This window comes from Paenibacillus sp. FSL R5-0713, assembly GCF_037973325.1.
Classification (GTDB): Bacteria; Bacillota; Bacilli; order Paenibacillales; family Paenibacillaceae; genus Paenibacillus.
In genome coordinates this window covers 4,329,955-4,355,410 of the sequence record NZ_CP150229.1, presented here as the reverse complement: position 1 = coordinate 4,355,410, position 25,456 = coordinate 4,329,955, and the positions used below count along the sequence as shown (strand labels likewise).

The window sequence follows — 25,456 nt, the reverse complement described above, 5'->3', positions numbered from 1 at the left end:
AAATGATACTGAAATTTGATTCATAGAGGAGAGCATGAGAGATGCCAATTACATGTGATGTAGCAATTCTTGGAGGAGGAACTGGTGGATATGTAGCCGCAATCCGAGCTGCACAGCTAGGAAAACAGGTGGTTATTATTGAGAAGGACAAGCTCGGCGGAACCTGTCTGCATCGTGGGTGTATTCCGAGCAAAGCTTTGCTGAAAAGCGCGGAAGTGTACGCCGAGATTCAGGAGAGCGAGACGTATGGTATTGAGACAGCTGGAGCCACACTTGTATTTCCCAAAGTACAGGCGCGTAAGGATGCGATTGTGGAGCAGCTCCATCAGGGCGTTCAATATTTGATGAAAAAAAATAAAATCCAGGTCGTACACGCGAACGGTCGCGTGATCGGACCTTCCATCTTCTCCCCGCAGAGCGGAGCGGTCGCTGTAGAGTTTGAAGATGGGGAGATGGATACGGTTGTGCCGACCAATCTCATTATTGCTACTGGTTCACGTCCACGTGTGCTGCCAGGGCTGGAACCGGATGGCAAGTTTATTATGAGCAGTGACGAAGCACTGCGTATGGACGAGCTTCCTGCATCACTTATTATTGTCGGCGGTGGTGTGATTGGACTGGAGTGGGCATCCATGCTGAATGACTTTGGTGTAGACATCACGGTGGTAGAAGCTGCTGCTCACGTGCTGCCTGCAGAGGATGAGGATGTTGCAAGAGAGATGCAACGATTGCTTGGTAAGCGGGGGGTTCGTTTCCTGACAGGAGCCAAAGTGCTAACGGAAACCTATAGCACGGATACAGATGGCATCCAGATTGATGTGCAGCTTGGTGACGAAAAGCAGGAAACGCTGAAAGCGGAGAAAATGCTCGTGTCGGTTGGACGTCAGGCCAATGTCGAAAATATCGGACTCGAAAATACGGATATCAAGCTGGAGCGTGGCTTCATTGCTGTGAACAAACAGCTACAGACCGGTGAAGGTCACATCTACGCCATTGGCGACTGCATTGGTGGTCTACAGCTTGCGCACGCGGCAAGTCATGAAGGCATTCTCGCTGTCAATCATTTGGCAGGGGAAACGGTACATGCCGTTGAATCCCACCGTATACCGCGATGTGTGTACACACGTCCGGAAGCAGCCAGCATTGGATTCACCGAGCGTGAAGCCAAAGAACGTGGCTATGACATTAAAACAGGAAAGTTCCCGTTTCAGGCGATTGGCAAATCGCTCATTCACGGAAGTCGTGATGGATTCGTGAAGGTGATCGCAGATGCCAAGACGAATGATATATTGGGGGTACATATGATTGGCACCCATGTGACGGAATTGATCGCTGAGGCTTCACTGGCTCAGATGCTGGATGCGACACCTTGGGAAGTCGGCCAAACCATTCATCCACACCCTTCTCTGTCGGAAATCATGGGTGAAGCCATGCTGGCGGTCGATGGAAAGGCCATTGGAATGTAAGCCAAAGAGGCTTATGAGAAAGGTTCTTTCCTTTTTTGGGTAAAAGGGATTATAATAAGGTTAAGCCAAGTCTTAGTACCAGGTTATAAGATCGGGTAGTAAGAGTGGCACAGGCTCTGATTAAAAGGAGGTACCTCATATGAGTTCACAAGGTACTGCAGACGCGGTCCACCGGCATCAACAGCTGGGACTTAGCGATGGTGAAGTATTGGATATGTACAAATACATGCTGCTCGCACGCAAGTTTGACGAGCGTTGCCTGCTCTTGCAACGGGCTGGCAAAATTAACTTTCACGTATCCGGTGTAGGGCAGGAGGCTGCGCAAGTAGGCGCTGCTTTTGGTCTGGACCGGGATGACGATTATTATTTGCCGTATTACCGCGATTATGGTTTTGTACTGGCGGTAGGCATGACTCCGCGTGAGTTGATGCTGTCTGCTTTTGCAAAAGCCGAAGATCCGAATAGTGGCGGTCGGCAAATGCCGGGTCACTTCGGTCACAAAAAGCTGCGGATTGTGACGGGCTCCAGCCCGGTTACAACACAGGTTCCGCACGCTGTCGGGTTTGCGCTGGCTGCCAAAATGAAGAAGCAAAAATTTGTTTCTTTTGTTACGTTTGGTGAAGGATCAAGCAATCAGGGTGACTTCCATGAGGGAGCCAACTTTGCAGGTGTACACAAGTTGCCTGTCATTATTATGTGTGAGAACAACCAGTATGCGATTTCGGTTCCAATTCACAAGCAGCTTAGCGGTAAAATATCGGACCGTGCACTCGGTTACGGTTTCCCCGGACTGCGTGTAGATGGTAACGATGCGCTCGAAGTATACGCTGCTGTGAAGGAAGCACGTCAACGTGCCATAGCAGGCGAAGGCCCCACACTAATCGAAGCGATGATGTATCGTCTCTCTCCACACTCCACTTCTGACAATGATCTGGCTTACCGGACCAAGGAAGAAGTTGAAGAGAACTGGAAGAAGGACGGCGTGCTTCGCATGAAGAACTATCTGATTGATTGCGGCATCTGGGACGAAGCCCGGGATGCGGATCTGGCTTCCCAGCTTGCGCTGGAAATGAAAGAAGCGACTGAATATGCAGACAACGCGCCATATCCGAAACCTGAGGACACTCTGACGCACGTTTATGCGGACAGCGAAGAAGGGGGACGGTAAGTATGGCAGTGATGGAATATATTGATGCAATCCGTCTCGCGATGAAAGAAGAGATGGAGCGGGATGAGAATGTCTTTATCCTCGGTGAAGACGTAGGGGTCAAAGGTGGTGTGTTTACCACAACCAAAGGCTTACAGGATCAGTTTGGCGAGATGCGTGTCATGGACACACCGTTGTCCGAATCCGCTATTGCAGGTGTTGCCATCGGTGCAGCGATGTATGGCATGAAGCCGATTGCCGAGATGCAATATTCGGACTTCATGCTGCCGGCAACAAACCAGATCATTAGTGAAGCGGCCAAAATCCGCTATCGTTCCAACAATGACTGGAGTTGTCCGATTGTTATCCGCGCGCCGATTGGTGGCGGAATCTTCGGTGGGTTGTATCACTCCCAATGCCCGGAATCGATTTTCTTTGGTACACCTGGTCTTAAAATTATAGCGCCCTATTCGGCATACGATGCCAAAGGACTGCTCAAAGCGGCCATTCGCGACCCAGACCCGGTCCTCTTTTTTGAAAATAAAAAATGCTACAAACTTATCAAGGAAGATGTGCCTGAAGATGATTACATCGTTCCGATTGGTAAAGCCAACGTACTTCGTGAGGGTGCGGATATTACGGTGATCGGCTACAGCCAGCCGCTGCATTTTGTCATGCAGGCTGCTGAGGAGCTGGAACGTGAGGAAGGCATTACAGCACACGTTCTGGATCTGCGCACATTGCAACCGCTGGATCGTGAAGCGATTATTGCTTCCGCTCGTCTGACGGGCAAAGTGCTGATCGTTCACGAAGATAACAAAACGGGTGGTGTAGGTGCCGAAGTTGCCGCGATTATTAGTGAGGAATGTCTGTTTGAACTGGATGCACCGATTCAGCGTCTCTGTGGACCTGACGTGCCAGCCATGCCAATTAGCCCAACATTGGAGAAATTCTACATGCTGAGCAAGGACAAAGCCAAAGCAGCAATGCGTACACTTGCCGAGTTTTAATTTCGTTTTATTGGATCGTTTAATCGTTTAAAAGTAAAGTTTGGAGTGATAATCAAATGGCTGAACGTATGAAATGGATCGAGGTCATTATGCCGCAATTGGCGGAATCGCTGGTCTCGGCTACCATAGGCAAATGGTTGAAAAAACCGGGCGACCGTGTGGAACAGTACGAGCCGATCTGTGAAGTAATCACGGATAAAGTCAATGCCGAGATTCCATCCACGGTGGATGGAATTATGGGTGATCTTTTGGTGGAAGAGGGCACAACGATTGCTGTTGGTGAAGCAATCTGCCGCATGCAGGTCGCAGCTTCTGACGAAGAAGCGGCTGAACAGGTAACACAAGTATCGCAGCAACAGGAGCATGTACAGCAACATGTAAGCCATTCTCCTGTGGCCGCCTCAAATACAGCAGCACATGACCCTAATCAGCCGATGCGTAATCGGTATTCCCCGGCAGTGCAATCCCTGGCAGCAGAGCATGGTTTGAACTTGCAAAGCATCCAAGGTACTGGAGCAGGTGGTCGTATTACCCGCAAAGATGTGCTGGCATTTGTTGCACAGGGAGGTAATGTGGCTAGATCGTCTGCGTCTGCACAAGCATCATCTCCAGTTGCACAGCATACACCTTCTAGTGTGCCGTCTGCTTCTCCATTCAGTGGCGTAAATCGTGGAAATGGAGACATGGGTTTAACCGCTGGAGAAGCGATCTCAGCGTCCGATGCAGGCGTTCCTGTGAGACATTCAGGTATTCATCTAACCGAAAGCCCGAAAATTCCACAGATCGAAGTAGAAGGTGGCGGCCAGGGAAGATCGGAGTATTTCATTGATGTTACCCCTGTGCGTAATGCGATTGCGCGGAATATGCGTCAGAGCGTATCGGAAATCCCGCATGCATGGACGATGATCGAAGTAGACGTGACGAATCTCGTAATGCTGCGCAATAAACTCAAGGATGAGTTCAAGCGCAAGGAAGGCATCAATCTGACATATCTGTCCTTCATGATGAAGGGAGTCGTTAACGCGATTAAAGACTACCCGATCATGAACTCCGTATGGGCAGTAGACAAAATTATCGTTAAACGGGACATTAACCTGTCCATGGCAGTAGGAACCGAAGATTCCGTACTTACACCGGTAATCAAACATGCCGATCAGCGTAATATCGCAGGTCTGGCCCGTGAAGTGGATGAACTGGCTCGCAAAACACGTGAAGGTACATTGAAGCTTGATCATATGCAGGGTGGTACGTTCACGGTGAACAATACAGGTTCATTCGGTTCAATCCTGTCCCAGCCAATCATTAATTATCCACAGGCAGCTATTCTTACATTTGAATCGATTGTTAAGAAGCCAGTCGTTATTAATGATATGATCGCTGTTCGTTCGATGGCTAACCTGTGTCTGTCGCTGGATCACCGAATCCTGGATGGCGTAATCAGCGGACGTTTCTTGCAACGTGTCAAAGAAAACCTTGAAGGATATACCATGGAGAGCACGGTGTATTAAGTAAATAGTAGACGGGAAAGTGTATGTGCCGGAGGCCGTGCACTTTTCCTGTTGTCTATGGACAAGTGCTCAATTGTACATTGAACCTGAAGCAGAAGGGTGTGGGGAATCATGAGCAAGCCGCTGGATGTTGCATACATACCGATGCTTGATTATGAAGAGGCTTGGAACCGCCAGAAAGCGATTGTGCAGCGATTGGACGAGGGCGAGGGAGCCGAGCAGATGCTGCTTTTACAACACCCGCCAACGTATACGATTGGTTCACAAAATCATCCGGAGCATCTGCTTCTCAGTCCGGAAGAATTGCGTGAGCAAGGGATTTCTTTGTTTCAGATTGATCGGGGCGGTGATATTACTTATCATGGCCCGGGCCAGTTGGTAGGTTACCCGTTATTGATTCTTGGTCGGGATGAAGACTTGGATCTACACGGATATTTGCGGAAACTTGAGCAGGTACTTATAGATTATCTCGCAGACCAAGGCATCGAAGCCGGACGCAAAGAGGGGTATACGGGTGTGTGGATCGGCGATATGAAGATTGCTGCGATCGGCATCAAGTTTAATCGTTGCAAACATCGCCGCGGTTTCGTGACCAGTCATGGGTTTGCTTTTAACATCAGCTCAGGCATTCAACATGCTGGTTTTCAGGGGATTGTTCCTTGTGGAATTGAGCAATATGGTGTTACTTCACTGGAGGATATCACGGGCAAGTCTTATACAGTGGAGCAGGTAGCACGCGAGATTGTTCCGTACTTTAATCGCATTTTTCCATATCAAATCAATTGGATTAGCGAAAAAGAAGCCCTTCAACGTCTGTAAACAGACCGCCAAAAGGCTTCATGCGGCTATCCGAACAGCAACGGTTCGAGAGCGATGAAAAGGGTGGACCCGATCATGGCGATCAGCATGAGATAGATGATGATTTTGAACCATTTCTTTTTTTGCATGACGAGAGAACTCCTTTCAACATAAAGTAAGCCATAGTAATTGTATTGTACCGTATCCACGAGAGGGAGGAAAGTCCTATGATTAAACAACAACGTGTTATCGATCAGTTCATGGAACTGGTTCAGATTGATAGTGAAACGAAAAATGAACAGAACATCTCCAAGGTGCTTCAAGAGCAGTTTGCAGATCTCGGCCTTCATGTATATGAGGACGACACCATGGAACAAACCGGACATGGCGCGGGAAACCTTGTCATTACCTGGGAGGCCGAAGGAACAGATGGTGTTGCACCGATCTTTTTCACATGTCATATGGACACCGTAACGCCTGGACAGGGCATTAAACCTGAACTGGGTGAAGATGGCTGGATTCGCAGTGATGGAACAACGATCCTGGGAGCAGATGACAAGGCAGGGATTGCGGCACTGTTCGAAGCGATTCGTGTGATTCAGGAGAACAAGATTCCACATGGTAAAATTCAATTCGTCATTACGGTGGGCGAAGAGTCTGGCCTGGTGGGCGCACGTGCCATGAATCCGAAGGATATCGATGCCGAATTCGGCTATGCGTTGGATTCTAACGGAGCTGTAGGGACGATCTGTGTAGCTGCACCGGCCAGAGCCGAAATCCAAATGAGCATCTATGGGAAGTCCGCACATGCGGGCGTGAACCCGGAAGACGGGATCAGCGCCATTCAGGTTGCTGCCAAAGCCATTGCAGCGATGAAGCTTGGACGAATTGATGATGAGACAACAGCAAACATTGGTAAATTCCAGGGTGGATCAGCACTCAACGTGGTATGTGACTTTGTACAGATTGAAGCGGAAGCTCGCAGTATTGTGCAGGAGAAAGTGGAATTGCAGGTAGCACAGATGCGTGATGCGCTCGAAACAACATGTCGCAAATACGGTGCAACGGCTGAATTCAGAAGTGAAATCCTTTATCCGGCATTTGGTTTCCATGATGAGCACGAAGTTGTGCAGCTTGCACAGCGCGCCATCCGCAGTATGGGTCTCGAGACTCGTACGTTCGCTTCTGGTGGGGGCAGTGATGCCAACATCTTTAACGGATTTGGTATTCCAACCGCGAATCTGGCGGTAGGGTATGAGGATATTCATACAACCAAAGAACGTATTCGTGCCGAAGACATTGTGAAGTTGTCCCAAGTGGTGGTGGCAATTATTCAGGAAACGGCAGCTGGCAAGAAATAAGATACTGCACATGTTACCTCACATGTTTTTAGACAAAAGTCCGAACCCGGTCTGTACGGATTCGGACTTTTTGTAAATTCATGTTATATTTCAAGGGAGAAGACTCGTTAATATTGGATGAAACATGTGTCTATGGCTGAATAGATCAATGCCCCATTGATTTGCGTCCAGCGAGCAGATCACTTAATTTGGCATCCGGTCCCCACTCGTGCAACCATTGCTTAAGGATGAGCTGTACTTGCCGGGCTTGTCCTACCACGTGTACGGATTTAGGCGTCAAATAACTGTTCATCAAAATTCCCCCTGATTTGTTTATATTTGCTGTTGCTGTGAGAGTTCTATACGCTCACCATATGCCCAAAATCAGAGATTTATACATTAAACGAATATATAATCCAATGATATGGAGTTGAAGAACGAATGAAATCAAACCAATCTGCCCAATCCATCCATGCAGCGCAACCCGCCAATCCGAAGTTGGATGAAGTGACCGTATCCACCAAGCCCATCTTCGAGGGGAAAGTGATTTCACTGCAGGTCGATACGGTTAAACTGCCGAACGGTGAGACGGCTACACGTGAGATAATCCGGCACCCAGGAGCAGTAGCTGTACTCGCGCTGAATGGGGATCGCATGCTTGTAGTGGATCAATATCGTCAGGCAATGGGACGCACCGAAGTGGAGATTCCTGCGGGAAAACTGGACCCGGGAGAAGAGCCGGAAGTGGCTGCAGCACGTGAATTGCGAGAAGAGACGGGATATGTGGCCAAGTCGCTGCGTCATTTGCGTTCGTTCTACACCTCACCAGGGTTCGCAGATGAGATCATTCATCTATACATCGCTGAAGAGTTGGAAGCCGGTGATATGGAACTTGACGAAGATGAATTCCTAGAAGTATCCGAGATCACACTGGAGGAAGCCTACGCACTCATGGACGATAATCGGATTAGTGATGCCAAAACGATGATGGCTGTGTACGCGTGGGATCTCTACAGAACGACAGGACGGTTCTAGGGATGAATGACCAACTGGAAACGTCCACGATGTGGGAGCCCTGTTATACAGACCTGCATATTCACATCGGACGAACCTCTCGCGGCGAGGCCGTAAAAATCAGTGGCAGTCGCGATCTGACATTTGAGAATATTGCCCGGGAAGCATCGGATCGCAAAGGAATTCATTTGCTGGGTGTGATTGATTGTCATTCGCCGATTGTACAGATGGATATCGAGCAATTGCTGGAGAACGGTACAATGTCCGAGATTGAGGGAGGCGGTATTGCCTACCAGGACACCACTATTCTGCTGGGTACAGAGATTGAGCTACGCGAGCCTGAAATGCGTGAGTTCCATATGCTCGCATACTTCCGTGATCTGAAAACGATGAAGTCCTTCACGGACTGGATGAAACGTTATATGAAAAATGTGAATCTCAGTTCTCAGCGGGTATACGTGCCCGCTCTAGAGATGCAGGCCGAGATTAAGGCACGTGGTGGACTAATTGTGCCTGCACATGTATTTACACCGCATAAAGGCATCTATGGAAGTACAGCCCCCCGTATGGGCGATGTGCTGGATACCCGTCTTGTGGATGCGGTAGAGCTGGGGTTAAGCTCAGACTCATCCATGGCCAGTTATATTCGAGAGTTGGATCATGTGCCGTTCCTGACCAATTCGGATGCACATTCTCTTGGTAAAATTGGACGGGAGTATAACGAATTGCAAGTTGCTGCCCCTTCTTTTGATGAATTCCGTATGGCACTTCAAGGAGAAGATGGCAGGAGCATTGCTGCCAATTATGGACTGAATCCAAGGCTGGGCAAGTATCACCGTACCTACTGTGCAGCGTGTGGCAGTATCATGGATGAGCAAGCGATGTCGGCAGAACGTTGCCCTCACTGTGGCAGTCTGAAGCTGGTTCAAGGGGTATTGGACCGCATTCTGGCCATCTCTGATCGGGAGAGTCCTCATGTTCCTGCAAACAGACCCGCCTATCATTATCAGGTACCACTGGAGTTCATTCCGGGACTTGGCAAAGCCAAATTGCGCCAGTTACTGGATCATTTTGGTACAGAAATGAATGTGCTTCATCGTACGCATGAGGAAGAACTTGCTGCGGTTGTTGGACCTGTGCTGGCTGGCTTGATCGTGGCTGCACGGAATGGTCAACTGGAATTGTCCTCCGGAGGTGGAGGAACGTACGGTAAAGTTGCTGTTCAGGAAAGAGCCACGGAGTGACTCGTGTAAATCTGCTGTAGTTATATTTCGAGGTTCAACTCATATAGCTTTCACCATACAGGGAACCAATCTGGACAAGAAGTCATACAGGTGCATTCCGGTTCATAAGAATGACTATGAGGATGTAACTGAGAATCCTTGCAGCATGATACCGGAAAGGGGACTCGTACCTGTATGCGCTCATCCTACTTTACATTTAAAGGTCAGACTTCGTTATATGTATTCGTGGCTGTCTTGTTTCTGGTCGGCGTCATTTTTGGCGCGCTTATGGTGAATGCATTGTCTCTTGATCAACGCCAGGATCTGGAGGGTTATCTCGGTAATTTCTTCATGACCGTGCAGCACAGTGCGCAGGTGACAGAGACAGGGGCCTATTGGGACATCGCCATGCTTCATCTGAAATGGGTAGGTCTAATCTTTATTCTGGGTTTATCCGTCGTTGGACTGCCCGGTATACTGGTCCTGGATTTTCTGAAAGGTGTGCTCATTGGATTCACTGTGGGTTACCTGGTTGGACAGTATTCTTGGAAAGGGCTGCTGTTTGCACTGGTTTCCGTGGCACCACATAATCTATTTGTCATTCCAATCCTTCTGATCTGCAGTGTGGCGGCGATGACATTCTCGCTATACATCATTCGCAATCGTGTTTTGATGCAGCGAACACCTGGTCGACAAAGGCCGTTTGCTTCATATATAGTGTTAACTTTGGTTATGGCTGCAATGCTGCTCGGCGTGGCGTCTTTTGAAACATGGGTTACACCTGCGATGATGCGCTGGGTCACGCCAATGCTACTACCGGCATAACGTTCATCGCATAGTGTAAAATGTTGACTTTAATTACGCACTCCCCCTATAATGAAAAGAGTGGGTTAAGTTGCAGTGTGCAGTGATTTCCTAGGGGGAGGGAGAAAATGGAAGCACGGATTGATAAAATTAAGCAGCAACTACAGTCCCAAGGATATAAATTAACGCCCCAGCGGGAAGCCACCGTAAGAGTACTTCTTGAGAATGAAGAAGATCATCTGAGCGCAGAAGACGTATTCATGCTCGTTAAAGAAAAGGCTCCCGAAATCGGTCTGGCAACCGTGTACCGTACCCTCGAACTGCTGAGTGAGCTGCATGTTGTAGAGAAAATCAACTTCGGCGACGGTGTAGCGCGTTATGATCTGCGCGGAGATACATCCAAGCATCACCATCATCACTTAATCTGTGTTCAATGCGGAAGTATGGATGAAATACGTGAAGACTGGCTTGGACCGCTTGAAGAGCGTTTGGAGCGGGAATTCAACTTTTCGGTAGTAGATCACCGACTGGATTTTCATGGAATTTGTTATCGTTGCAAAGCTAAAAATGAACAGAAACCCAAAGATGAAGAATAACATAGCATATCTTCAAGCTCTCACCGGCGGTTTTGACGGGAGAGCTTTTTTGGCACCGGACGTGATCTGGAGTTTACCCCGAATGGCATAAACTTGTGTTTATGGACATACCCTGAGTCAAGGACATTACCGGATTTGAATCAGAAGGGGGATATACCCATGATTATATCAGTGCGGAGAGGGCTCCGTTTTATTCGATTTATTATATTTTTTGCTGCACTAGTCTATCTGTTCTATCATGTTCTGGATCTGTTCAATGGCTGGATCTCACCTGTGGACCAGTATCAGATGCCGACTGGCAATGCAATCAAAGTATTTCAGGAAACGGATTGGCCGGGTAATGGAGAAGGACGTCCTACGATGGCAGAGCGTCTCCGTTTGTTCTATTGGTACGGGGAGTAGCTTCGAACAGTCAGGGATGCAAATACGGGAGCAGTCTGCCAGAGCGGCAGATCTGTCAGTTGAGGAGCGTTGTACATGAAACAGACGATACACGCCTATGCCTTATACTTGGAAGATGATAAAGGGATGTCGAGCAGCACGCTTGAATCGTATCTCCGAGACGTGGACAAGTTCATTGAATTTGCAGATAAGGAATTTGGCATACACAAAGCCGATCAGGTCAGACGCACGCATGTCGTCCTGTTTGCAGGTCAGCTCAAACAGGCAGGACGTGCTAACGCAACCATTGCCCGCAGCATCGTATCTCTGCGCTCCTACTTTCACTTTTTGATGCGCCGGGGGGAGATTATACAGGACCCTACGTTTGATGTGGAAGCTCCCAAGGCGGACAAGTCGCCACCACAGGTATTAAGTATACAGGAGATCGAACAACTGCTGACAGCGCCTGATATTCGTTCACCGCAGGGTGTGAGAGATCGAGCGATGCTTGAACTGTTATATGCTACAGGTATTCGGGTCTCGGAACTGATTGCGCTGGACATTCGGGATGTACAGCCAGGCATGCGTTTTATACGATGCGGTGGAGCGGGCAAAGAACGCATTCTTCCCATCGGTGCACCCGCTGCACATTGGGCAAGTGTATATGTGGAGGAATTCCGCAACAAATTGCTCAAAACCGATTCGGACGAGCAGGCACTGTTCGTGAATGTATCTGGCAGACGTTTAACCCGGCAGGGCTTCTGGAAGCTGCTCAAAAAAGCGGCAGTGGATGCAGGAATCTCGGATGAAATTACACCGCATACACTGCGTCATTCCTTTGCGGCACACCTGATTGCCAATGGGGCGGACACACGTGCGGTTCAGGACATGCTGGGGCACGTAGAGCAGCCGGGGCAACAATATGGCAACCATGGTCGCAAAACCATGAAAGAAATCTATGAAACCCATCACCCGAGGGCAAAATAGATTTTGACGCATGGCATTCACAAATAAATGCGGAACATCGCGACAATTTAGGATAAAATAAATTGAATACATCCAAACGCCGTTATACATAAGCAGTTTGCATAAATTCGGATTGAATAGATTTTGCAAAATGCGTCTATAGACGGATCGTTTCAACTCAAGGAGGAACATACATCGCATGACAGCATTAAACCAACAAATGATTTCGGAAGCAGCATCTTATATTCAAAGCAAAAGCTCCATCAAGCCGGAAGTCGGTTTGATTTTGGGTTCGGGTCTTGGCGTACTGGCAGAACTGATTGAAGATGGCGTAAGCATCGCTTATCAGGATATTCCACATTTTCCGGTGTCCACAGTAGAAGGACATGAAGGTGAGCTATTGGTCGGCACCATTAAAGGCCGTCCAGTCGTGATGATGAAAGGCCGCTTCCACATGTACGAAGGATATGGTCCGGAATTGACAGCTTTCCCGGTACGAGTAATGAAAGAACTGGGTGTAAGCAGCTTGCTTGTAACCAATGCAGCGGGCGGCGTGAACACGTCGTATGAAGCTGGAGATTTGATGCTGATCTCTGATCACTTGAATCTTACAGGCAAAAATCCACTGATCGGACCCAATGACGCTGCCCTGGGCGTGCGTTTCCCTGATCTGTCCGAAGCCTATAGCCGCCGTTTGCGTGCGCTGGCGAAGGATACGGCGGCTTCACAAGGTTTTAACGTACGTGAAGGGGTATACGCAGGTATGCTTGGTCCGAACTACGAGACACCAGCAGAGATCAAAATGCTGCGTACATTGGGCGCAGACGCAGTGGGCATGTCCACTGTATCTGAAGTGATCGTGGCACGCCATGCAGGTCTAGAAGTGCTAGGTATTTCCTGTATCAGTAACATGGCTGCCGGAATTCTGGACCAGCCGCTGTCACATGATGAGGTGATGGAAACGACGGAGCGTGTTCGTGAGTCGTTCCTGGCGCTGGTATTGGCTGTTATTCCACAAATGTAAGCAAGAGTTGAGTAGAGAAGGTTACCTCTTCGAATGAGAAATCATCGGGGGTAACCTTTTTTTGTTGTGTTGAACGTCCGCTTACTCATGCGTTGAGTAAAGTGCGTTTTTTTCGCTTTGATCACATTTTCAATAAAAGTTCGGGAAATCATGCTTTACATGGAATAATTTACTGGAAACGGGCCGACAATGATTAGCAGTACATGCATGGAACATGCAGTAAGCAAGTCATTTGAGGAGGTAACCTTGTGAAGAAAAGAATAATGGCATCGTTCATGACCCTTTGTATCCTGCTGTCCCTTATGGCATCAACGGCATTGGCTGAAGAAACACCGAAGGCAGCGGGAGGGACGGATCTTGCCCCGTCGGCACGCTCTGCGATCCTAATGGATGCGGACACAGGAACCGTCATATATGAGAAAAACAGTCATGATCAGCTGCCTCCGGCGAGCATTACAAAAATTATGACCATGCTGCTTACAATCGAAGCGATCGACTCCGGCAAGCTGAAGCTGACAGATAAAGTAAGAACGAGCGAATATGCAGCTTCCATGGGCGGTTCGCAGATCTTTCTGGAGCCTGGGGAAGAGATGACCGTTGATGACATGTTAAAAGGGATCGCGATGGCTTCGGGCAATGATGCCTCAGTGGCTATGGCTGAGAAGATTGCTGGTTCGGAGGAATCCTTTGTACAGCTGATGAATGAGCGTGCGAAGGAGCTTGGCATGAAGGATACTCATTTTGCCAACTGTAACGGTCTGCCGGTGGATAATCATTATTCGTCAGCCCACGACATTGCCGTCATGAGTCGTGAACTGCTGAAGCATTCCGGGATTACGAAGTACACCGGTGCCTATCAGGATTATCTTCGCAAAGACTCGGAAAAGCCATTCTGGCTGGTGAACACGAACAAGCTGGTTCGTTTTTATGAAGGGGCAGATGGTTTGAAAACAGGTTATACATCCGAAGCGAAGTTCTGCTTGTCCGCAACAGCGTCCAAGGAGGGACTGCGTGTCGTTTCCGTGGTACTTGGTGAACCCAATACCAAAACACGAAATAGCGAAGTGTCATCGATGTTTGATTATGCCTTTAGTCAATATACGATGAAGGCTCTCTACAAGGCAGGGGATCTGCTGGGCAGTCTGAAGATCGAAAAAGGTGAAGTTGCCGAATTGCCTCTGAATGCCACGCAAAATTATAGTGTGCTGATGCGCAAAGGAGCGAAATCCAATGACATCCGGCATGAATTGCTGGTTGCCAAAGAATTGAAAGCTCCGATCAAGGCTGGACAAAGTATAGGTAAACTGGTGGTGTACCAGGGCAATGACGTCATTAAGGAATTCGACATTCAGGCTCCACAGGACGTGAATAAAGCTGGCTGGTGGAAGCTGTTTAAACGGACTACGTCCAACCTGTTTGATTAAAAGGCGAATTACGCGAGTTGTTCGCATCCTTCGAACATATTTTGTAGTTAAATAGGGGTTTTCTTCTAGTTTTGTCGGGGGGCAGGAAAAGCCTTTGGATACGTAGAAATCCTTGTTCAAGACAGGGAGGAGAGTGGGCAAACGTGAACTTGCATGTGGAAATGGAACACCATCGCGGGATTCTGATTGTACGATTATCCGGGGAGCTGGATCACCATACAGCTGACATGGTACGGATGCAAATGGATGAAGCCATCCAGCGGAGACAAAGCGAGCATCTGGTACTCAGCCTGAAAGATCTGCAATTTATGGATAGTTCGGGCCTGGGTGTCATTTTGGGAAGATACAAGCTCATTAAAAACAAAGGCGGCAAGATGGTGGTCTGTGACGTCAATTCGCCGGTGTACCGTTTGCTGGAAATGTCGGGTCTGTTCAAGATAATGCCGATATACGAAAATGAGGGAACTGCTCTCTCAGGTCTGGAGGTCGTCTCATGAATGAAGGAACAGGGACAAATTTCATGAATCTGCAATTCGCGGCCAAGTCAGAGAATGAGTCGTTTGCACGGGTAACCGTTGCTGCGTTTATCTCCCAGCTTGATCCAACGATGGACGAGCTCAGTGACCTGAAGACGGTCATTTCGGAAGCCGTGACCAACAGCATCATCCACGGATACAACAACAACTCCGAGGGTGTGGTGTCTATCCAGGCCGAGATTCGGGAAGACATGATCACAATTATCGTGGAAGACCGCGGTGAAGGAATCGAAGATCTTGAACTCGCCAAGCAGCCGCTATATACGTCCAAACCCGAACTTGAGCGGTCGGGGATGGGCTTCACCATTATGGAAAACTTTATGGATGAATTCGAAGTCAGCAGTGAGCCCGGCAGAGGCACCTCCATCAAGATGAAAAAAAGGATTGAATCCAAGAAAGCATTGTATAATTAGGGGTTGGTGTTCTTATGGATGCTGAAGTGAAACCATCTTCACAGACCTATTTGGACGATGCCGAGGTCAAACGGCTGATTGCGCTCAGTCAGTCGGGTGACCATGTTTCGCGGGATACGCTGGTGAACTGCAACATCAGACTCGTCTGGTCCGTCGTACAGCGTTTTATGAACAGGGGATATGATCCGGAAGATCTGTTCCAGATTGGTTGTATCGGTCTGCTCAAGTCAGTGGACAAATTTGATCTCAGTTATGACGTGAAGTTCTCAACCTACGCGGTACCGATGATCATCGGAGAAATCCAGCGATTCCTGCGAGATGACGGTACCCTAAAGGTCAGTCGTTCACTGAAAGAGATGGCGAATAAAGTCCGCAAAAAAAGGGACGAACTGTCCAAACATCTGGATCGTTTACCAACGATTAAGGAAGTTGCCGCAGAGCTGGGGGTAACCCCCGAGGAAGTCGTATTTGCCCAGGAAGCGAACAAACCACCGACCTCCATCCATGAGACGGTATTTGAGAATGACGGTGATCCCATTACATTAATGGATCAGATTGCTGACGAGTCTCAGGAACGTTGGTTTGACAAACTGGCGCTGAACGAAGCCATCGGTGGTCTCAGCGAACGGGAGCGGTTAATCGTCTATCTCCGGTATTACCGGGATCAGACACAGTCCGAGGTTGCCAGCAGGCTGGGCATATCTCAGGTGCAGGTATCCCGTTTGGAGAAAAAAATACTGCAATCCATCCGCGACCAGATCGCGCAGTGATTCGGGGATTGCGACAACATTATTGGCGGTTTTGCACCAATATACGACAACTAACAACCTTCTATCGCGCGTTATGGCGAGGGAGGTTATTTGTTGTTAATTCAGTGAGATCCCGAACGATTGGACTGCATGACCAGCATCATGCCAAGAATACATGCCGTACCGATCCATTGATAGATGCCAAAGGGTTCATGAAGCCATATGACGGTTGTTCCAACCGCAGCAAGGGGCTCTGCGCTCCCGAGTAGACTGGTCTCTTTAGGAGAAAGCCTTTTGAGACTTGCGATATAAAACCAAAAAGCAATCATGGTTCCAAAAAGGATCGTAAATATCAAATAACCGTAAGTTTTAAGACTGATGCTCGCAAAATTCATGACCCAGGGCGGGTGAATAAAACTCATTCCCAGACCACCGATGATCATAGCCCAGCCAACCACAACAAATGAATCGAACCTTGTAATTAATTGCACGGCATACAGCGTATAAAATGCAGCGGAAATCCCGGATAACAACCCCCATATAACTGCAAGCCAGGAGACAGATAACTGCGTAAACGAGCCGTTCGTTAGCAGGAGGAAACACCCTCCGAGAGCCAGTACGGCGCATGCAACGTCATTTCGTGTAAGGACAGACTGTTTCTGGAGGGCGATGTAAATCATGATCATAACAGGGGACAGGTATTGCAGCAGTGTAGCTACTGCGGAATTGCCATGTTTAATAGATGCCATGTAGGTATATTGAACGGCAAGCATGCCCACCAGTCCAAAAATGATCAGCTGTATTGCTGTTTTCTTATTTCTCCACACATCCCAAATCTGAACTCTTCCACGTGTAAACGATTGAATAACCAAAAGGAGTAGCCCAGCAATCAGCAATCGAACAGTTACATACCAGTTGACCTCAATGCCATCCAGTTGAAACAGTTTTTGAGATACCGTACCTCCGACTCCCCAACATATTGCTCCCGTCAGGACGAGTAAAATACCTGAATATTTGGATTTTGCAAAAGTTATCATGCTTGTCGCCTCACCTTAAATATAAGAATAGTGTTATATTAAGGAGAAATTCAGTACATTAATATCAATATCGCACTTAAAAATATAACAATATTGAGATGAGGCCTATGCAGAATATTGAATTTATCATTGATCACAATTTGAAAGAAATGACGGAACACCGCACCGATGCATTATCGGTAGCCTGTTATGAGACAACCATTGTTCAACATGTTCACGGACATATTCCTCTCCATTGGCATGATGAATTGCAGTTTGTTGCTGTTCTTCAAGGTAAGGCATTGTTCCATATCAACGATCAAAAAATAGCAGTACCCAAAGGTGACGGGATTTTTATCAACAGTGGTATGATGCATATGGCCGAAGATCACGGTGTGAGCGAGAACTGCATTTATTTATGTCTGAATTTGTCCCCACACGTTATCATGCCTTCGGACTTGTATATGAAGTATGTACATCCATATGTAACAGCAACTAATTTGCCTTTTCTGTATATCGAAAGAACGAATGTGTGGGGAGAAAAGTTCCTGGACACAATTGCACGGATTAGAGGAGAGTTTGTGGACCAAGTTCCGTTTTATGAAGTGAATGTTGCTTCTGCGGTGCTGGATATGTGGAAAATGTTGATTATGAATGGATATTCCCTGGAACATGATCCATCGGAGATGAGCAGAAACAAGCGAATGAAAGACATGTTGCAATGGATTCATCTCAACTATGCTGACCCGATCAGGCTGGAAGATATTGCGAGGATGGGACAGTTAAGTCGATCAGAGACATGTCGTTACTTCAAGCAAATATTGAGAACAACACCCATGCAATATGTGATAGAGTACCGTATCCAAAGAAGCATTGAACTTTTACAACTCTCCGAACGAAGTATTACCGAAATTGCCTATGAAGTCGGTTTTAACAGCACAAGTTATTACATTAATCAGTTTCGCAAAACAATGAATGCAACCCCTTTACAATTCAAAAGGGAATTGAGTCAACAAAGGAATCCGTAATATTTTTTAAAGTAATTCTTGAGCTGTAAGTCTATCAACCAACACCGGAGAGTCGCCCATAAGGCGACTCTTTTGATATGGAATACAATGCTCCACACTCAGTTTCCCTCAACCTGATCAATAGCCGCTCCCCGTCTAAGCAAAAATAACCTCAAAAACTCATCTTATAAATCCCTTCCTTCCCACTCCCTAGCATATTTATCACAAACGTTTGGAAACGGGAGGACGATGGGCAGCGGAGGGATGGAATCGGTCAAAAGGAGCGAAGCGTGAGGGCTTGCCTAATGATACACAAGCAACGCAGGCGGCAGATTAGACCTGAAGAAGCGAAGCGTTCGCCTTTGTCTCCAAATTTCTAACACTTAGAAATCAATCTGAAGAATTTGAAGACAGCGATCAGAAGGTTGGTCTGCCGTCGGAGTGTCTGCGTGTATCCTCCCCCGAGCAACAGCGATCAATGACCGATCTATCCCGCAGCGCCCGCACCCACCTCCCGATCTTTTTCCAACCCGTTTGTAATAAATTTGCACATTCTTCAAATACTAACCTAAATTACGCAGCAAAGGAGTGTTATGGATGTCTCAGACGCCCACTCCAATGGTCTACGTTCGACTGCGCAGCCGCATTCGCATCCAGAGGGGCAGGGCAGTCAAGCTTGGAGACATTGCACATGTGCTGACCACTTCTGAAAATCAGGAGAGCAGGCTACTGGAGCTTGAACTTTTGCGTCCTGGACCGGAGGATGGCAATCTGATCCTCATTGATATATTACAGATTATTCCCCGAATTCGGCACATCTTGCCGGAGGTCAGTGTTGAACTGATGGGATCAGGTCATACGTTGGTTGAAGTCATCGCGGGAAATGGTCAACCTTCCAAGTCCCTGTTCATTTTGGTGTGGCTACTGCTTTTCTTCGGATCAGCCTTAACCATAATGAATTTTCATGCCGATGTGAACATGCAGGAAGTTCAGATTCGAATTGTGGAGATGCTCACTGGGCATCGTGACGAACATCCCTACCTGTTCCAAGTGGCATATTCGATTGGCATTGGGTTCGGAATGGCAGTATTTTTTAATCACTTGTTCAAGAAAAAGTGGAATGAGGAGCCTACCCCGCTGGAAGTGGAGATGTTCCTATACCAGCAAAATGTAGATCAATATGTGGTCATCGAGGAAAGCGAACGGATGCATGAGCAGGAACGCAGGGAGATGAATGCGGATGAGCGTTCTTAATGGAGCAATCAGCATTGTATTGGGTATTGCCGGAGGAATTGCCGTAGGAAGCGGCGTAATTGCGCTTATTCTGGTGCTCGATATGATTCCCAGGTTGGCTCAACTTACGCAAACGTATGACAAGACTCACTGGTACGAAGGGGCGCTAATCGGTGGTTCACTGCTCGGAACGGTGGCGGACTTCTGGCATTGGAAAATGCATGGGGTGCTGCTGCTTAGCCCGATCGTAGGGTTGTTCTGCGGTGTGTTCATCGGTCTGCTCGCCGCAGCACTCACCGAGGTGCTTAATGTACTGCCCGTGCTAGCTAAACGATTGGGCATGAAACCTTATTTGTTTGGATTACTGCTCGCCATGATTTTGGGTAAAATGACAGGTTCCCTGTTTGATTTCTTTATATATCAACGGTAACTCGTGGCCATAGGAGGATGGAAGATGGATGAACGAACGGAGCACACAGGCCAGGAACATAGTGAAGGTATAACGGAAGAGATGCTGCACAAGTCTGCATATGAGATTCAGAAGGAAGAAGAGGAGAAAGCGTACAATAAGAAAAAACAAAATGAGATGTCCGACAGTATTGAGGAATCCGTACAGTATTGGCAGGAAAATGATGATATTTCCCCTCGGATGAGTGAAAACAAAAATACGCTCAAGCAAGTTCTCGGACTTGGGGAATCCTTTGATGTGGATATGAGAGAGATGGTGCTGGGTGGCAAACATGTGGGATTGCTTCTTTTGACGGGTTTTGCCAAGGATGAGATCCTACTGGAAGTATTAAAAAGGTTAACCTATCTCACGCCTGATCAGGTATCCGAGCACGCACTAAAATCTTATTTCGACTGTTACATTCCCCATATACAGGTGGAAAAAGTCGAGAAGATGAGTGCGGTCATTAACAAGGTTCTTACAGGTATGAGTGCATTGTTCGTTGAAGGGGATCGCTCGGTCCTAGTAATGGATACCCGGAGTTACCCGGTTCGTTCACCAGAAGAACCTTCATTGGAAAGGGTAGTCCGAGGTTCCAGAGATGGCTTTACGGAAACCCTCCTGACTAACGTAACCTTGGTGCGCCGCAGAATACGCGACCCTGGACTTAAGTTTGAGATCATGCAGGTGGGGCGGAGAACACAAACCGATGTCTGCGTGGTATACATTGACGATATTGTGGATAAAGTGCAGGTGGACTCAGTCCGTGAGAAAATTCAGCGGGTGGATATCGATGGTATTCCCGCCGCAGATAAACAGCTGGAGGAAGCGATTATCAACAAGGGATGGAATCCATTCCCGCTCGTTCGATATTCGGAGCGGCCGGATGTAACAGCATCCCATCTGCTGGAGGGCAGAGTCGTCATTTTCGTTGATACTTCTCCCAGTGTAATGATTTTGCCAACGACGTTCTTCGACCTGTGTGAACATGCAGAGGAAAATAGACAGACGGCATTGATGGGGACGTATTTACGATGGGTTCGTTTTGCAGGGATTCTCATATCGCTGTTTTTGCTGCCCCTATGGCTTCTCATGGTAATAGAACCTTCGCTCAAACCGATGGGGCTGGACTTCATTGGTCCACAGGAAAATGTGAAGTTGCCCCTGATTTTGCAGTTTCTTCTCATAGAGCTTGGTGTCGATCTATTGCGGATGGCTGCGGTTCATACGCCTACACCTCTGGCATCGGCCATGGGTTTAATCGCGGCCATTCTCGTTGGAGATATTGCTGTGAAAACAGGATACTTTGTTAATGAGGTTGTACTCTATATGGCCATTGCAGCCATTGGAATGTTTGCCACACCAAGTTACGAGTTGGGACTTGCCAACAGGTTAGTCAGACTGTTTTTACTCATAGCAGTAGCGATATTCAAAGTTCCGGGATTGGTTGTTGGCTGTACATTGCTCATATTGGCACTCACCGTTCACCGGTCGTATAATTCTTCGTATCTATGGCCTTTTATACCGTTTAATGCAAAGGCCTTGGGCAACTTTTTATTCCGGCTACCTTTACTGGAAAATAAAAAACGTCCATCATTCAACAAAACCCGTGACAACACCAAAATGTCCGATGATCCGGACGGTGAACTGCGAAAAAGTAAAAAACACAAATGATCTTCCGAAAAATCCATTCATCTCGCCGCCTAATTTGATATACTGGTGTAAAATCATTGGAATAGCAACTGTTCCAGTATACAAAAAAGTGAGGAATGCAGATTATGTATTTACATGGTACAAGTAAAATAAATGCGCAAGGGCATCTGGAGATTGGCGGAGTGGATGCAACAGATCTGAAAGAACAATTTGGAACTCCCCTGTATGTTGTGGACGAGCAATTGGTTCGCGAGCGTTGCAGAGAGTACATGGAAGCATTCCGCGCTTCCGGCTTGGGTTTCCAGGTTGCATATGCAAGTAAAGCATTCTGTGTAATGGCGATGTGTGCACTTGCAGCTGAAGAAGGACTTTCCCTGGATGTTGTATCTGATGGTGAACTGTTCACTGCACTGCAAGCAGGATTCCCGGCTGAGCGCATTCATTTCCACGGTAACAACAAAACGCTGGAAGAAATCGAAATGGCTCTTGATGCAGAGATTGGATGCTTTGTTGTTGATAACTTCAATGAATTGCATCTGTTGCAGGCTGTAGCTGCGGACAAAAATCGTAAAGTAAACATTTTGCTTCGTGTGACGCCTGGTGTTGAGGCCCATACGCATGAATATATTTCCACTGGTCAAACGGATTCCAAATTTGGATTCGATATCGGCAATGGTACAGCATTTGAAGCGATTGAACTGGCTTCCAAGCAGTCTAACCTGGTATTGCTCGGTGTGCATTCCCACATCGGTTCCCAGATCTTCGAAGTTGAAGGCTTCCAGATGGCTGTTCAACGTGTTGCTGAATTTGCAGCAAGCGTATATGAACGTCTTAACGTTGCTTTCAAAGTGGTTAACCTTGGTGGTGGATTCGGAATCCGTTATATCGACGGAGATACACCGCTTGAAGTTGCGCAATACGTGAAGGCTATTACAGACGCAGTTAAAAATCATTTTGCCCAAATTGGCTATGCCGTACCTGAGATCTGGGTTGAACCAGGCCGTAGCATCGTGGGTGAAGCGGGAACAACGCTGTATACCGTTGGAACAAGCAAAGACATTCCGGGCGTGCGTAAATACGTTGCTGTTGACGGTGGTATGACCGATAACCCTCGTCCTGCTTTGTATGAATCCAAGTACGAAGCTGTGCTTGCTAACCGTGCGAATGAGGCTGCTCAGGAAACGGTATCCGTTGCGGGTAAATGTTGTGAGAGTGGCGATATGCTGATCTGGGATCTGGACCTGCCAAAAGTGGAAAGTGGTGATCTGCTCGCTGTAGCTTGCACAGGTGCGTATAACTACTCCATGGCGAGCAACTACAACCGGATTCGTCGCCCAGCTGTTGTGTTTGTCAAAGACGGTCAAGGAGATGTCGTGGTACGCCGTGAGACGTATCAGGATATCATCCAGAATGACCTGGTACCAGCGCGTATTGGCAAACAGCCAGTAACTCGCTAATTCGTCAAAGATAATGCGTTTCTGCATTATTCAGGATATAGAGATTCTATAGTTGAAGCAGATGAAAAGGGAACTTCCTTTTTCGTCTGCTTTTTACGTATTCGGACTAAATTGTGAAAAAAGTTGCCGTTTTTTTTGCGATCCAGTCATTTTCGGTGTACACTAAGAAAAGTGCTGTAATGCTTGACCCAGGGTCATGCGTTTTGGCACCATTAACGATGGTCAATACGAAAGGAGTCATTTACATATGGCGAAACAAGCGAAAATTAAATTGGCAAACGGCGGAGAAGTTCTGATCGATCTGTTCGATCAAGAAGCTCCCAACACAGTAGCAAACTTTGAGAAACTGGCTAACTCCGGTTTCTACAATGGTCTTACATTCCACCGCGTTATCCCGGGCTTCGTAGCTCAAGGCGGATGCCCTAACGGTACTGGTGCAGGTGGCCCAGGTTACACAATCAACTGTGAAATCAACCCGAACAAACATGAGCGTGGAACACTGGCTATGGCACATGCTGGCCGTAACACAGGTGGAAGCCAGTTCTACATCTGCTACCAACCACAACCACATTTGGATGGACAACATACTGTATTTGGTAAAGTAACCAAAGGTATGGAGTTCGTGGACGCTTTGGAAGGTAAAGACAAAATGGAGACTGTTGAAGTTGTAGAAGCTTAATAAGCTTTGTAACGTTGACTTACTTGATTTAAACTCGGAGTGCTTCTTTTTATAGAAGCACTTTTTTTATTTTCATCATGAAATAGTGCAAAATGAGCATAATGGATCTGGCGAAAGTTCTGGCATGGGGTTATTCTGTCGTTAGACGAAGCGACAAGGGAGGATGAAGAACCTTTGAATACAGTGGATCAATTACGTTTGTTAAAACAAGTCTATAGCGGACCCACACGATGGGACGAAAAACTACAGGCATCCCGACATGATGTTTCTCAGAGTATATCCACACCGGATTTAGAAGCGCTTGAGACAGCGGGGCATGAACCGAACCGGTTTGTACGTCCGGGGCATGATGAAACGATCACTGAGCTGAAACAACTTGCAAATCAATGGACGATAAATGAAGCAGCACAGGCCTTTGTCGCATCGATGTGGTCAGCACCCATGATCTGGCGCTCGCTGATTACGGGCAAGCTTATTGCAAGCGGTATGCCAAGCCATGAACACACGCCATATCCATCTTCGAGTACTTGTCAGATCTGCGGATTAAGCGTAGATCAAGCAACCGACTCGACGTTGCAATGGTATTGGCGCATGACCAATGGAACACCTTTGGATGGAAATCCCTTTGGACATGTACTGGCACTTCGAGAGCTAGCTTCCGCGCAGGAGCTTCCAATACCTAATGATTACGACCACTGGACACTCCGTGCGGTGTTAACGGTGCTGCGCCAATTACCTCCAAAAACACGCTACAGCAAAGCAGCAATAGCACTCAAGAAGGAACGTCTTTTGCCTACACAAAAGGAATATGCCTATCGGGACTTGCTTGAGACATTAGCTCTGATTGGCATACTGGATACGCCGGAACATCCCGGAATGATCACGGAATTTACTTCTTACATACAGCGTGACGCGCGCCCCAATGTGCGGGTTGAGGTACAGGCGCCTCTGGCGTGGTGGGACTCATCTGTCGGAATCAATGAGAACAACCTGAACAAGATATTCCATGATTTTGATCTGAGTAGCATATCTCTTGCGGATAAGCCTGAAGAGAGTCCACCTGTAAAGGAAACGATCCTGGGAGCATTGGAGAAGATGAGAAGTGTTCGAGGGAAAGTGCCAAAGAAATCTCCTGATGCAGGCACAGGGGAGGCAGAAGCTGGAGATGTGTATGCTGTTCGGGTCCAGGAAGGTGTATGGGTGACGGTATACTGTCATGAAGTCAGAGACAAACGCGTTATCGTTGAATATCTCGATGGTGTCTTTCCTGACATGCCGGGAAAAACCGATTTGCAGAGAACGTTTCGACCGAGAACGACTGGACGCTGGCAATGCTCGGCTATCGCGATCGATTCCACAAGTTGGGTCAGAAGAGTTGCGAGAGGTATTCCGCTTCCCAGTTCGCCGCTACCAGAACCTGACCGCTTGCCATTTCACAATGCCAAAGATTTGAAGCATATGGTGCGTTGGTGTTTTCCTGATATGTAGAATGCTGTGATGGAACTGAGAAGGATGTAAACTAAATCTAAAATCTAAAAACTTAAAATCGTGTCTCTTAGTGAGA

27 protein-coding genes are annotated in these 25,456 nt (G+C 47.6%); 24 read left to right on the top strand and 3 right to left on the bottom strand.

Annotated elements, in window-relative coordinates; all coding sequences use genetic code 11:
* Positions 1 to 41 precede the first annotated feature (41 nt).
* The 5 genes from lpdA (at position 42) to lipB (ending at position 5,950) form a co-directional block, all read left to right on the top strand.
* A complete protein-coding gene (lpdA, locus tag MKZ12_RS19380) occupies positions 42 to 1,466 on the top strand; it encodes a dihydrolipoyl dehydrogenase (protein WP_339256188.1) in 1,425 nt (474 codons plus the stop codon).
* A gap of 139 nt (positions 1,467 to 1,605) precedes the next feature.
* Positions 1,606 to 2,634 (top strand): thiamine pyrophosphate-dependent dehydrogenase E1 component subunit alpha, encoded by a 1,029-nt coding sequence (locus MKZ12_RS19375; RefSeq protein WP_339256186.1) that lies wholly within the window; start codon positions 1,606 to 1,608, stop codon positions 2,632 to 2,634.
* 2 nt (positions 2,635 to 2,636) lie between these two features.
* A complete protein-coding gene (locus MKZ12_RS19370) occupies positions 2,637 to 3,623 on the top strand; it encodes an alpha-ketoacid dehydrogenase subunit beta (RefSeq protein WP_062835245.1) in 987 nt (328 codons plus the stop codon).
* A 56-nt stretch (positions 3,624 to 3,679) separates the two neighbouring features.
* Positions 3,680 to 5,131, top strand: a complete 1,452-nt coding sequence (locus MKZ12_RS19365) for a dihydrolipoamide acetyltransferase family protein (RefSeq protein WP_339256184.1) — start codon at positions 3,680 to 3,682, stop codon at positions 5,129 to 5,131.
* Between the two features lie 111 nt (positions 5,132 to 5,242).
* A complete protein-coding gene (lipB, locus tag MKZ12_RS19360; protein ID WP_339235412.1) occupies positions 5,243 to 5,950 on the top strand; it encodes a lipoyl(octanoyl) transferase LipB in 708 nt (235 codons plus the stop codon).
* Between the two features lie 26 nt (positions 5,951 to 5,976).
* Here lipB and prli42 read toward each other — a convergent pair whose 3' ends face one another.
* Positions 5,977 to 6,078, bottom strand: a complete 102-nt coding sequence (prli42, locus tag MKZ12_RS19355) for a stressosome-associated protein Prli42 (protein WP_017687624.1) — start codon at positions 6,076 to 6,078, stop codon at positions 5,977 to 5,979.
* Positions 6,079 to 6,156: 78 nt separating this feature from the next.
* Here prli42 and MKZ12_RS19350 point away from each other — a divergent pair, with 78 nt between their 5' ends.
* Entirely contained in the window at positions 6,157 to 7,290 is a 1,134-nt protein-coding gene (locus tag MKZ12_RS19350; protein ID WP_339256182.1) for a tripeptidase T, read from the top strand.
* Positions 7,291 to 7,435: 145 nt separating this feature from the next.
* Here the strand turns inward: MKZ12_RS19350 and mciZ are convergent, their stop codons facing one another.
* On the bottom strand, positions 7,436 to 7,582 hold the full coding sequence (gene mciZ, locus MKZ12_RS19345; protein ID WP_253438738.1) for a Z-ring formation inhibitor MciZ: 147 nt from the start codon (positions 7,580 to 7,582) through the stop codon (positions 7,436 to 7,438).
* Positions 7,583 to 7,710: 128 nt separating this feature from the next.
* Between mciZ and MKZ12_RS19340 the strand changes: the two genes are divergently transcribed.
* The 11 genes from MKZ12_RS19340 (at position 7,711) to sigF (ending at position 16,420) form a co-directional block, all read left to right on the top strand.
* Positions 7,711 to 8,304 (top strand): NUDIX hydrolase, encoded by a 594-nt coding sequence (locus MKZ12_RS19340; RefSeq protein ID WP_339256180.1) that lies wholly within the window; start codon positions 7,711 to 7,713, stop codon positions 8,302 to 8,304.
* Between the two features lie 2 nt (positions 8,305 to 8,306).
* Positions 8,307 to 9,527, top strand: a complete 1,221-nt coding sequence (locus MKZ12_RS19335) for an endonuclease Q family protein (RefSeq protein WP_339256178.1) — start codon at positions 8,307 to 8,309, stop codon at positions 9,525 to 9,527.
* A gap of 174 nt (positions 9,528 to 9,701) precedes the next feature.
* Positions 9,702 to 10,331 (top strand): stage II sporulation protein M, encoded by a 630-nt coding sequence (gene spoIIM, locus MKZ12_RS19330; RefSeq protein WP_339256176.1) that lies wholly within the window; start codon positions 9,702 to 9,704, stop codon positions 10,329 to 10,331.
* A gap of 107 nt (positions 10,332 to 10,438) precedes the next feature.
* Positions 10,439 to 10,906, top strand: a complete 468-nt coding sequence (locus MKZ12_RS19325) for a Fur family transcriptional regulator (RefSeq protein WP_090922447.1) — start codon at positions 10,439 to 10,441, stop codon at positions 10,904 to 10,906.
* 159 nt (positions 10,907 to 11,065) lie between these two features.
* A complete protein-coding gene (locus tag MKZ12_RS19320) occupies positions 11,066 to 11,308 on the top strand; it encodes a DUF4227 family protein (protein ID WP_017687632.1) in 243 nt (80 codons plus the stop codon).
* Positions 11,309 to 11,383: 75 nt separating this feature from the next.
* Entirely contained in the window at positions 11,384 to 12,274 is an 891-nt protein-coding gene (locus tag MKZ12_RS19315; RefSeq protein WP_339256174.1) for a tyrosine recombinase, read from the top strand.
* A 178-nt stretch (positions 12,275 to 12,452) separates the two neighbouring features.
* Positions 12,453 to 13,277, top strand: coding sequence for a purine-nucleoside phosphorylase (locus MKZ12_RS19310; RefSeq protein WP_062835238.1), 825 nt, complete (start codon positions 12,453 to 12,455; stop codon positions 13,275 to 13,277).
* Positions 13,278 to 13,579: 302 nt separating this feature from the next.
* Positions 13,580 to 14,701, top strand: a complete 1,122-nt coding sequence (locus tag MKZ12_RS19305; RefSeq protein WP_339243135.1) for a D-alanyl-D-alanine carboxypeptidase family protein — start codon at positions 13,580 to 13,582, stop codon at positions 14,699 to 14,701.
* 143 nt (positions 14,702 to 14,844) lie between these two features.
* Positions 14,845 to 15,198, top strand: coding sequence for an anti-sigma F factor antagonist (spoIIAA, locus tag MKZ12_RS19300; protein WP_017687636.1), 354 nt, complete (start codon positions 14,845 to 14,847; stop codon positions 15,196 to 15,198).
* The gene (spoIIAB, locus tag MKZ12_RS19295) at positions 15,195 to 15,650 is read left to right on the top strand and encodes an anti-sigma F factor (RefSeq protein ID WP_036672324.1); all 456 of its coding nucleotides are present in this window, start codon (positions 15,195 to 15,197) and stop codon (positions 15,648 to 15,650) included. The genes spoIIAA and spoIIAB overlap by 4 nt, the downstream gene beginning before the upstream one ends.
* Before the next feature lie 14 nt (positions 15,651 to 15,664).
* Positions 15,665 to 16,420 carry an RNA polymerase sporulation sigma factor SigF gene (gene sigF, locus MKZ12_RS19290; RefSeq protein ID WP_036607856.1) on the top strand — a complete coding sequence of 252 codons (756 nt, stop codon included), beginning with the start codon at positions 15,665 to 15,667 and terminating at the stop codon, positions 16,418 to 16,420.
* Between the two features lie 101 nt (positions 16,421 to 16,521).
* On the opposite strand, the gene MKZ12_RS19285 is transcribed toward sigF, so the two are convergent.
* Positions 16,522 to 17,436: an EamA family transporter gene (locus MKZ12_RS19285; RefSeq protein ID WP_339256172.1), complete on the bottom strand. Its 915-nt coding sequence runs from the start codon at positions 17,434 to 17,436 to the stop codon at positions 16,522 to 16,524.
* Between the two features lie 107 nt (positions 17,437 to 17,543).
* Here MKZ12_RS19285 and MKZ12_RS19280 point away from each other — a divergent pair, with 107 nt between their 5' ends.
* The 7 genes from MKZ12_RS19280 to MKZ12_RS19250 all read left to right on the top strand — a co-directional run bounded on the left by MKZ12_RS19280 (position 17,544) and on the right by MKZ12_RS19250 (position 25,380).
* Positions 17,544 to 18,443 (top strand): AraC family transcriptional regulator, encoded by a 900-nt coding sequence (locus MKZ12_RS19280; RefSeq protein ID WP_339256170.1) that lies wholly within the window; start codon positions 17,544 to 17,546, stop codon positions 18,441 to 18,443.
* A 576-nt stretch (positions 18,444 to 19,019) separates the two neighbouring features.
* Positions 19,020 to 19,676: a stage V sporulation protein AA gene (locus tag MKZ12_RS19275; RefSeq protein ID WP_339235392.1), complete on the top strand. Its 657-nt coding sequence runs from the start codon at positions 19,020 to 19,022 to the stop codon at positions 19,674 to 19,676.
* Positions 19,657 to 20,085 carry a stage V sporulation protein AB gene (locus tag MKZ12_RS19270; RefSeq protein ID WP_339235389.1) on the top strand — a complete coding sequence of 143 codons (429 nt, stop codon included), beginning with the start codon at positions 19,657 to 19,659 and terminating at the stop codon, positions 20,083 to 20,085. Before MKZ12_RS19275 ends, MKZ12_RS19270 begins: the two co-directional genes overlap by 20 nt.
* Positions 20,086 to 20,109: 24 nt before the next feature.
* A complete protein-coding gene (locus MKZ12_RS19265) occupies positions 20,110 to 21,777 on the top strand; it encodes a spore germination protein (RefSeq protein WP_339235387.1) in 1,668 nt (555 codons plus the stop codon).
* A gap of 104 nt (positions 21,778 to 21,881) precedes the next feature.
* Positions 21,882 to 23,213, top strand: coding sequence for a diaminopimelate decarboxylase (gene lysA / locus MKZ12_RS19260; RefSeq protein ID WP_145148860.1), 1,332 nt, complete (start codon positions 21,882 to 21,884; stop codon positions 23,211 to 23,213).
* A 247-nt stretch (positions 23,214 to 23,460) separates the two neighbouring features.
* On the top strand, positions 23,461 to 23,892 hold the full coding sequence (locus tag MKZ12_RS19255; RefSeq protein ID WP_253438709.1) for a peptidylprolyl isomerase: 432 nt from the start codon (positions 23,461 to 23,463) through the stop codon (positions 23,890 to 23,892).
* A gap of 183 nt (positions 23,893 to 24,075) precedes the next feature.
* Entirely contained in the window at positions 24,076 to 25,380 is a 1,305-nt protein-coding gene (locus tag MKZ12_RS19250) for a hypothetical protein (protein ID WP_339261468.1), read from the top strand.
* Positions 25,381 to 25,456: the final 76 nt, after the last annotated feature.

What these genes read in the sequence shown, in the direction of transcription:
- lpdA (WP_339256188.1), top strand. Translation starts at nt 42, where the DNA reads ATGCCAATTACATGTGATGTAGCAATTCTTGGAGGAGGAACTGGTGGA.
- MKZ12_RS19375 (WP_339256186.1), top strand. Translation starts at nt 1,606, where the DNA reads ATGAGTTCACAAGGTACTGCAGACGCGGTCCACCGGCATCAACAGCTG.
- MKZ12_RS19370 (WP_062835245.1), top strand. Translation starts at nt 2,637, where the DNA reads ATGGCAGTGATGGAATATATTGATGCAATCCGTCTCGCGATGAAAGAA.
- MKZ12_RS19365 (WP_339256184.1), top strand. Translation starts at nt 3,680, where the DNA reads ATGGCTGAACGTATGAAATGGATCGAGGTCATTATGCCGCAATTGGCG.
- lipB (WP_339235412.1), top strand. Translation starts at nt 5,243, where the DNA reads ATGAGCAAGCCGCTGGATGTTGCATACATACCGATGCTTGATTATGAA.
- prli42 (WP_017687624.1), bottom strand. Translation starts at nt 6,078, where the DNA reads ATGCAAAAAAAGAAATGGTTCAAAATCATCATCTATCTCATGCTGATC.
- MKZ12_RS19350 (WP_339256182.1), top strand. Translation starts at nt 6,157, where the DNA reads ATGATTAAACAACAACGTGTTATCGATCAGTTCATGGAACTGGTTCAG.
- mciZ (WP_253438738.1), bottom strand. Translation starts at nt 7,582, where the DNA reads ATGAACAGTTATTTGACGCCTAAATCCGTACACGTGGTAGGACAAGCC.
- MKZ12_RS19340 (WP_339256180.1), top strand. Translation starts at nt 7,711, where the DNA reads ATGAAATCAAACCAATCTGCCCAATCCATCCATGCAGCGCAACCCGCC.
- MKZ12_RS19335 (WP_339256178.1), top strand. Translation starts at nt 8,307, where the DNA reads ATGAATGACCAACTGGAAACGTCCACGATGTGGGAGCCCTGTTATACA.
- spoIIM (WP_339256176.1), top strand. Translation starts at nt 9,702, where the DNA reads ATGCGCTCATCCTACTTTACATTTAAAGGTCAGACTTCGTTATATGTA.
- MKZ12_RS19325 (WP_090922447.1), top strand. Translation starts at nt 10,439, where the DNA reads ATGGAAGCACGGATTGATAAAATTAAGCAGCAACTACAGTCCCAAGGA.
- MKZ12_RS19320 (WP_017687632.1), top strand. Translation starts at nt 11,066, where the DNA reads ATGATTATATCAGTGCGGAGAGGGCTCCGTTTTATTCGATTTATTATA.
- MKZ12_RS19315 (WP_339256174.1), top strand. Translation starts at nt 11,384, where the DNA reads ATGAAACAGACGATACACGCCTATGCCTTATACTTGGAAGATGATAAA.
- MKZ12_RS19310 (WP_062835238.1), top strand. Translation starts at nt 12,453, where the DNA reads ATGACAGCATTAAACCAACAAATGATTTCGGAAGCAGCATCTTATATT.
- MKZ12_RS19305 (WP_339243135.1), top strand. Translation starts at nt 13,580, where the DNA reads ATGGCATCAACGGCATTGGCTGAAGAAACACCGAAGGCAGCGGGAGGG.
- spoIIAB (WP_036672324.1), top strand. Translation starts at nt 15,195, where the DNA reads ATGAATGAAGGAACAGGGACAAATTTCATGAATCTGCAATTCGCGGCC.
- sigF (WP_036607856.1), top strand. Translation starts at nt 15,665, where the DNA reads ATGGATGCTGAAGTGAAACCATCTTCACAGACCTATTTGGACGATGCC.
- MKZ12_RS19285 (WP_339256172.1), bottom strand. Translation starts at nt 17,436, where the DNA reads ATGATAACTTTTGCAAAATCCAAATATTCAGGTATTTTACTCGTCCTG.
- MKZ12_RS19280 (WP_339256170.1), top strand. Translation starts at nt 17,544, where the DNA reads ATGCAGAATATTGAATTTATCATTGATCACAATTTGAAAGAAATGACG.
- MKZ12_RS19275 (WP_339235392.1), top strand. Translation starts at nt 19,020, where the DNA reads ATGTCTCAGACGCCCACTCCAATGGTCTACGTTCGACTGCGCAGCCGC.
- MKZ12_RS19270 (WP_339235389.1), top strand. Translation starts at nt 19,657, where the DNA reads ATGCGGATGAGCGTTCTTAATGGAGCAATCAGCATTGTATTGGGTATT.
- MKZ12_RS19265 (WP_339235387.1), top strand. Translation starts at nt 20,110, where the DNA reads ATGGATGAACGAACGGAGCACACAGGCCAGGAACATAGTGAAGGTATA.
- lysA (WP_145148860.1), top strand. Translation starts at nt 21,882, where the DNA reads ATGTATTTACATGGTACAAGTAAAATAAATGCGCAAGGGCATCTGGAG.
- MKZ12_RS19255 (WP_253438709.1), top strand. Translation starts at nt 23,461, where the DNA reads ATGGCGAAACAAGCGAAAATTAAATTGGCAAACGGCGGAGAAGTTCTG.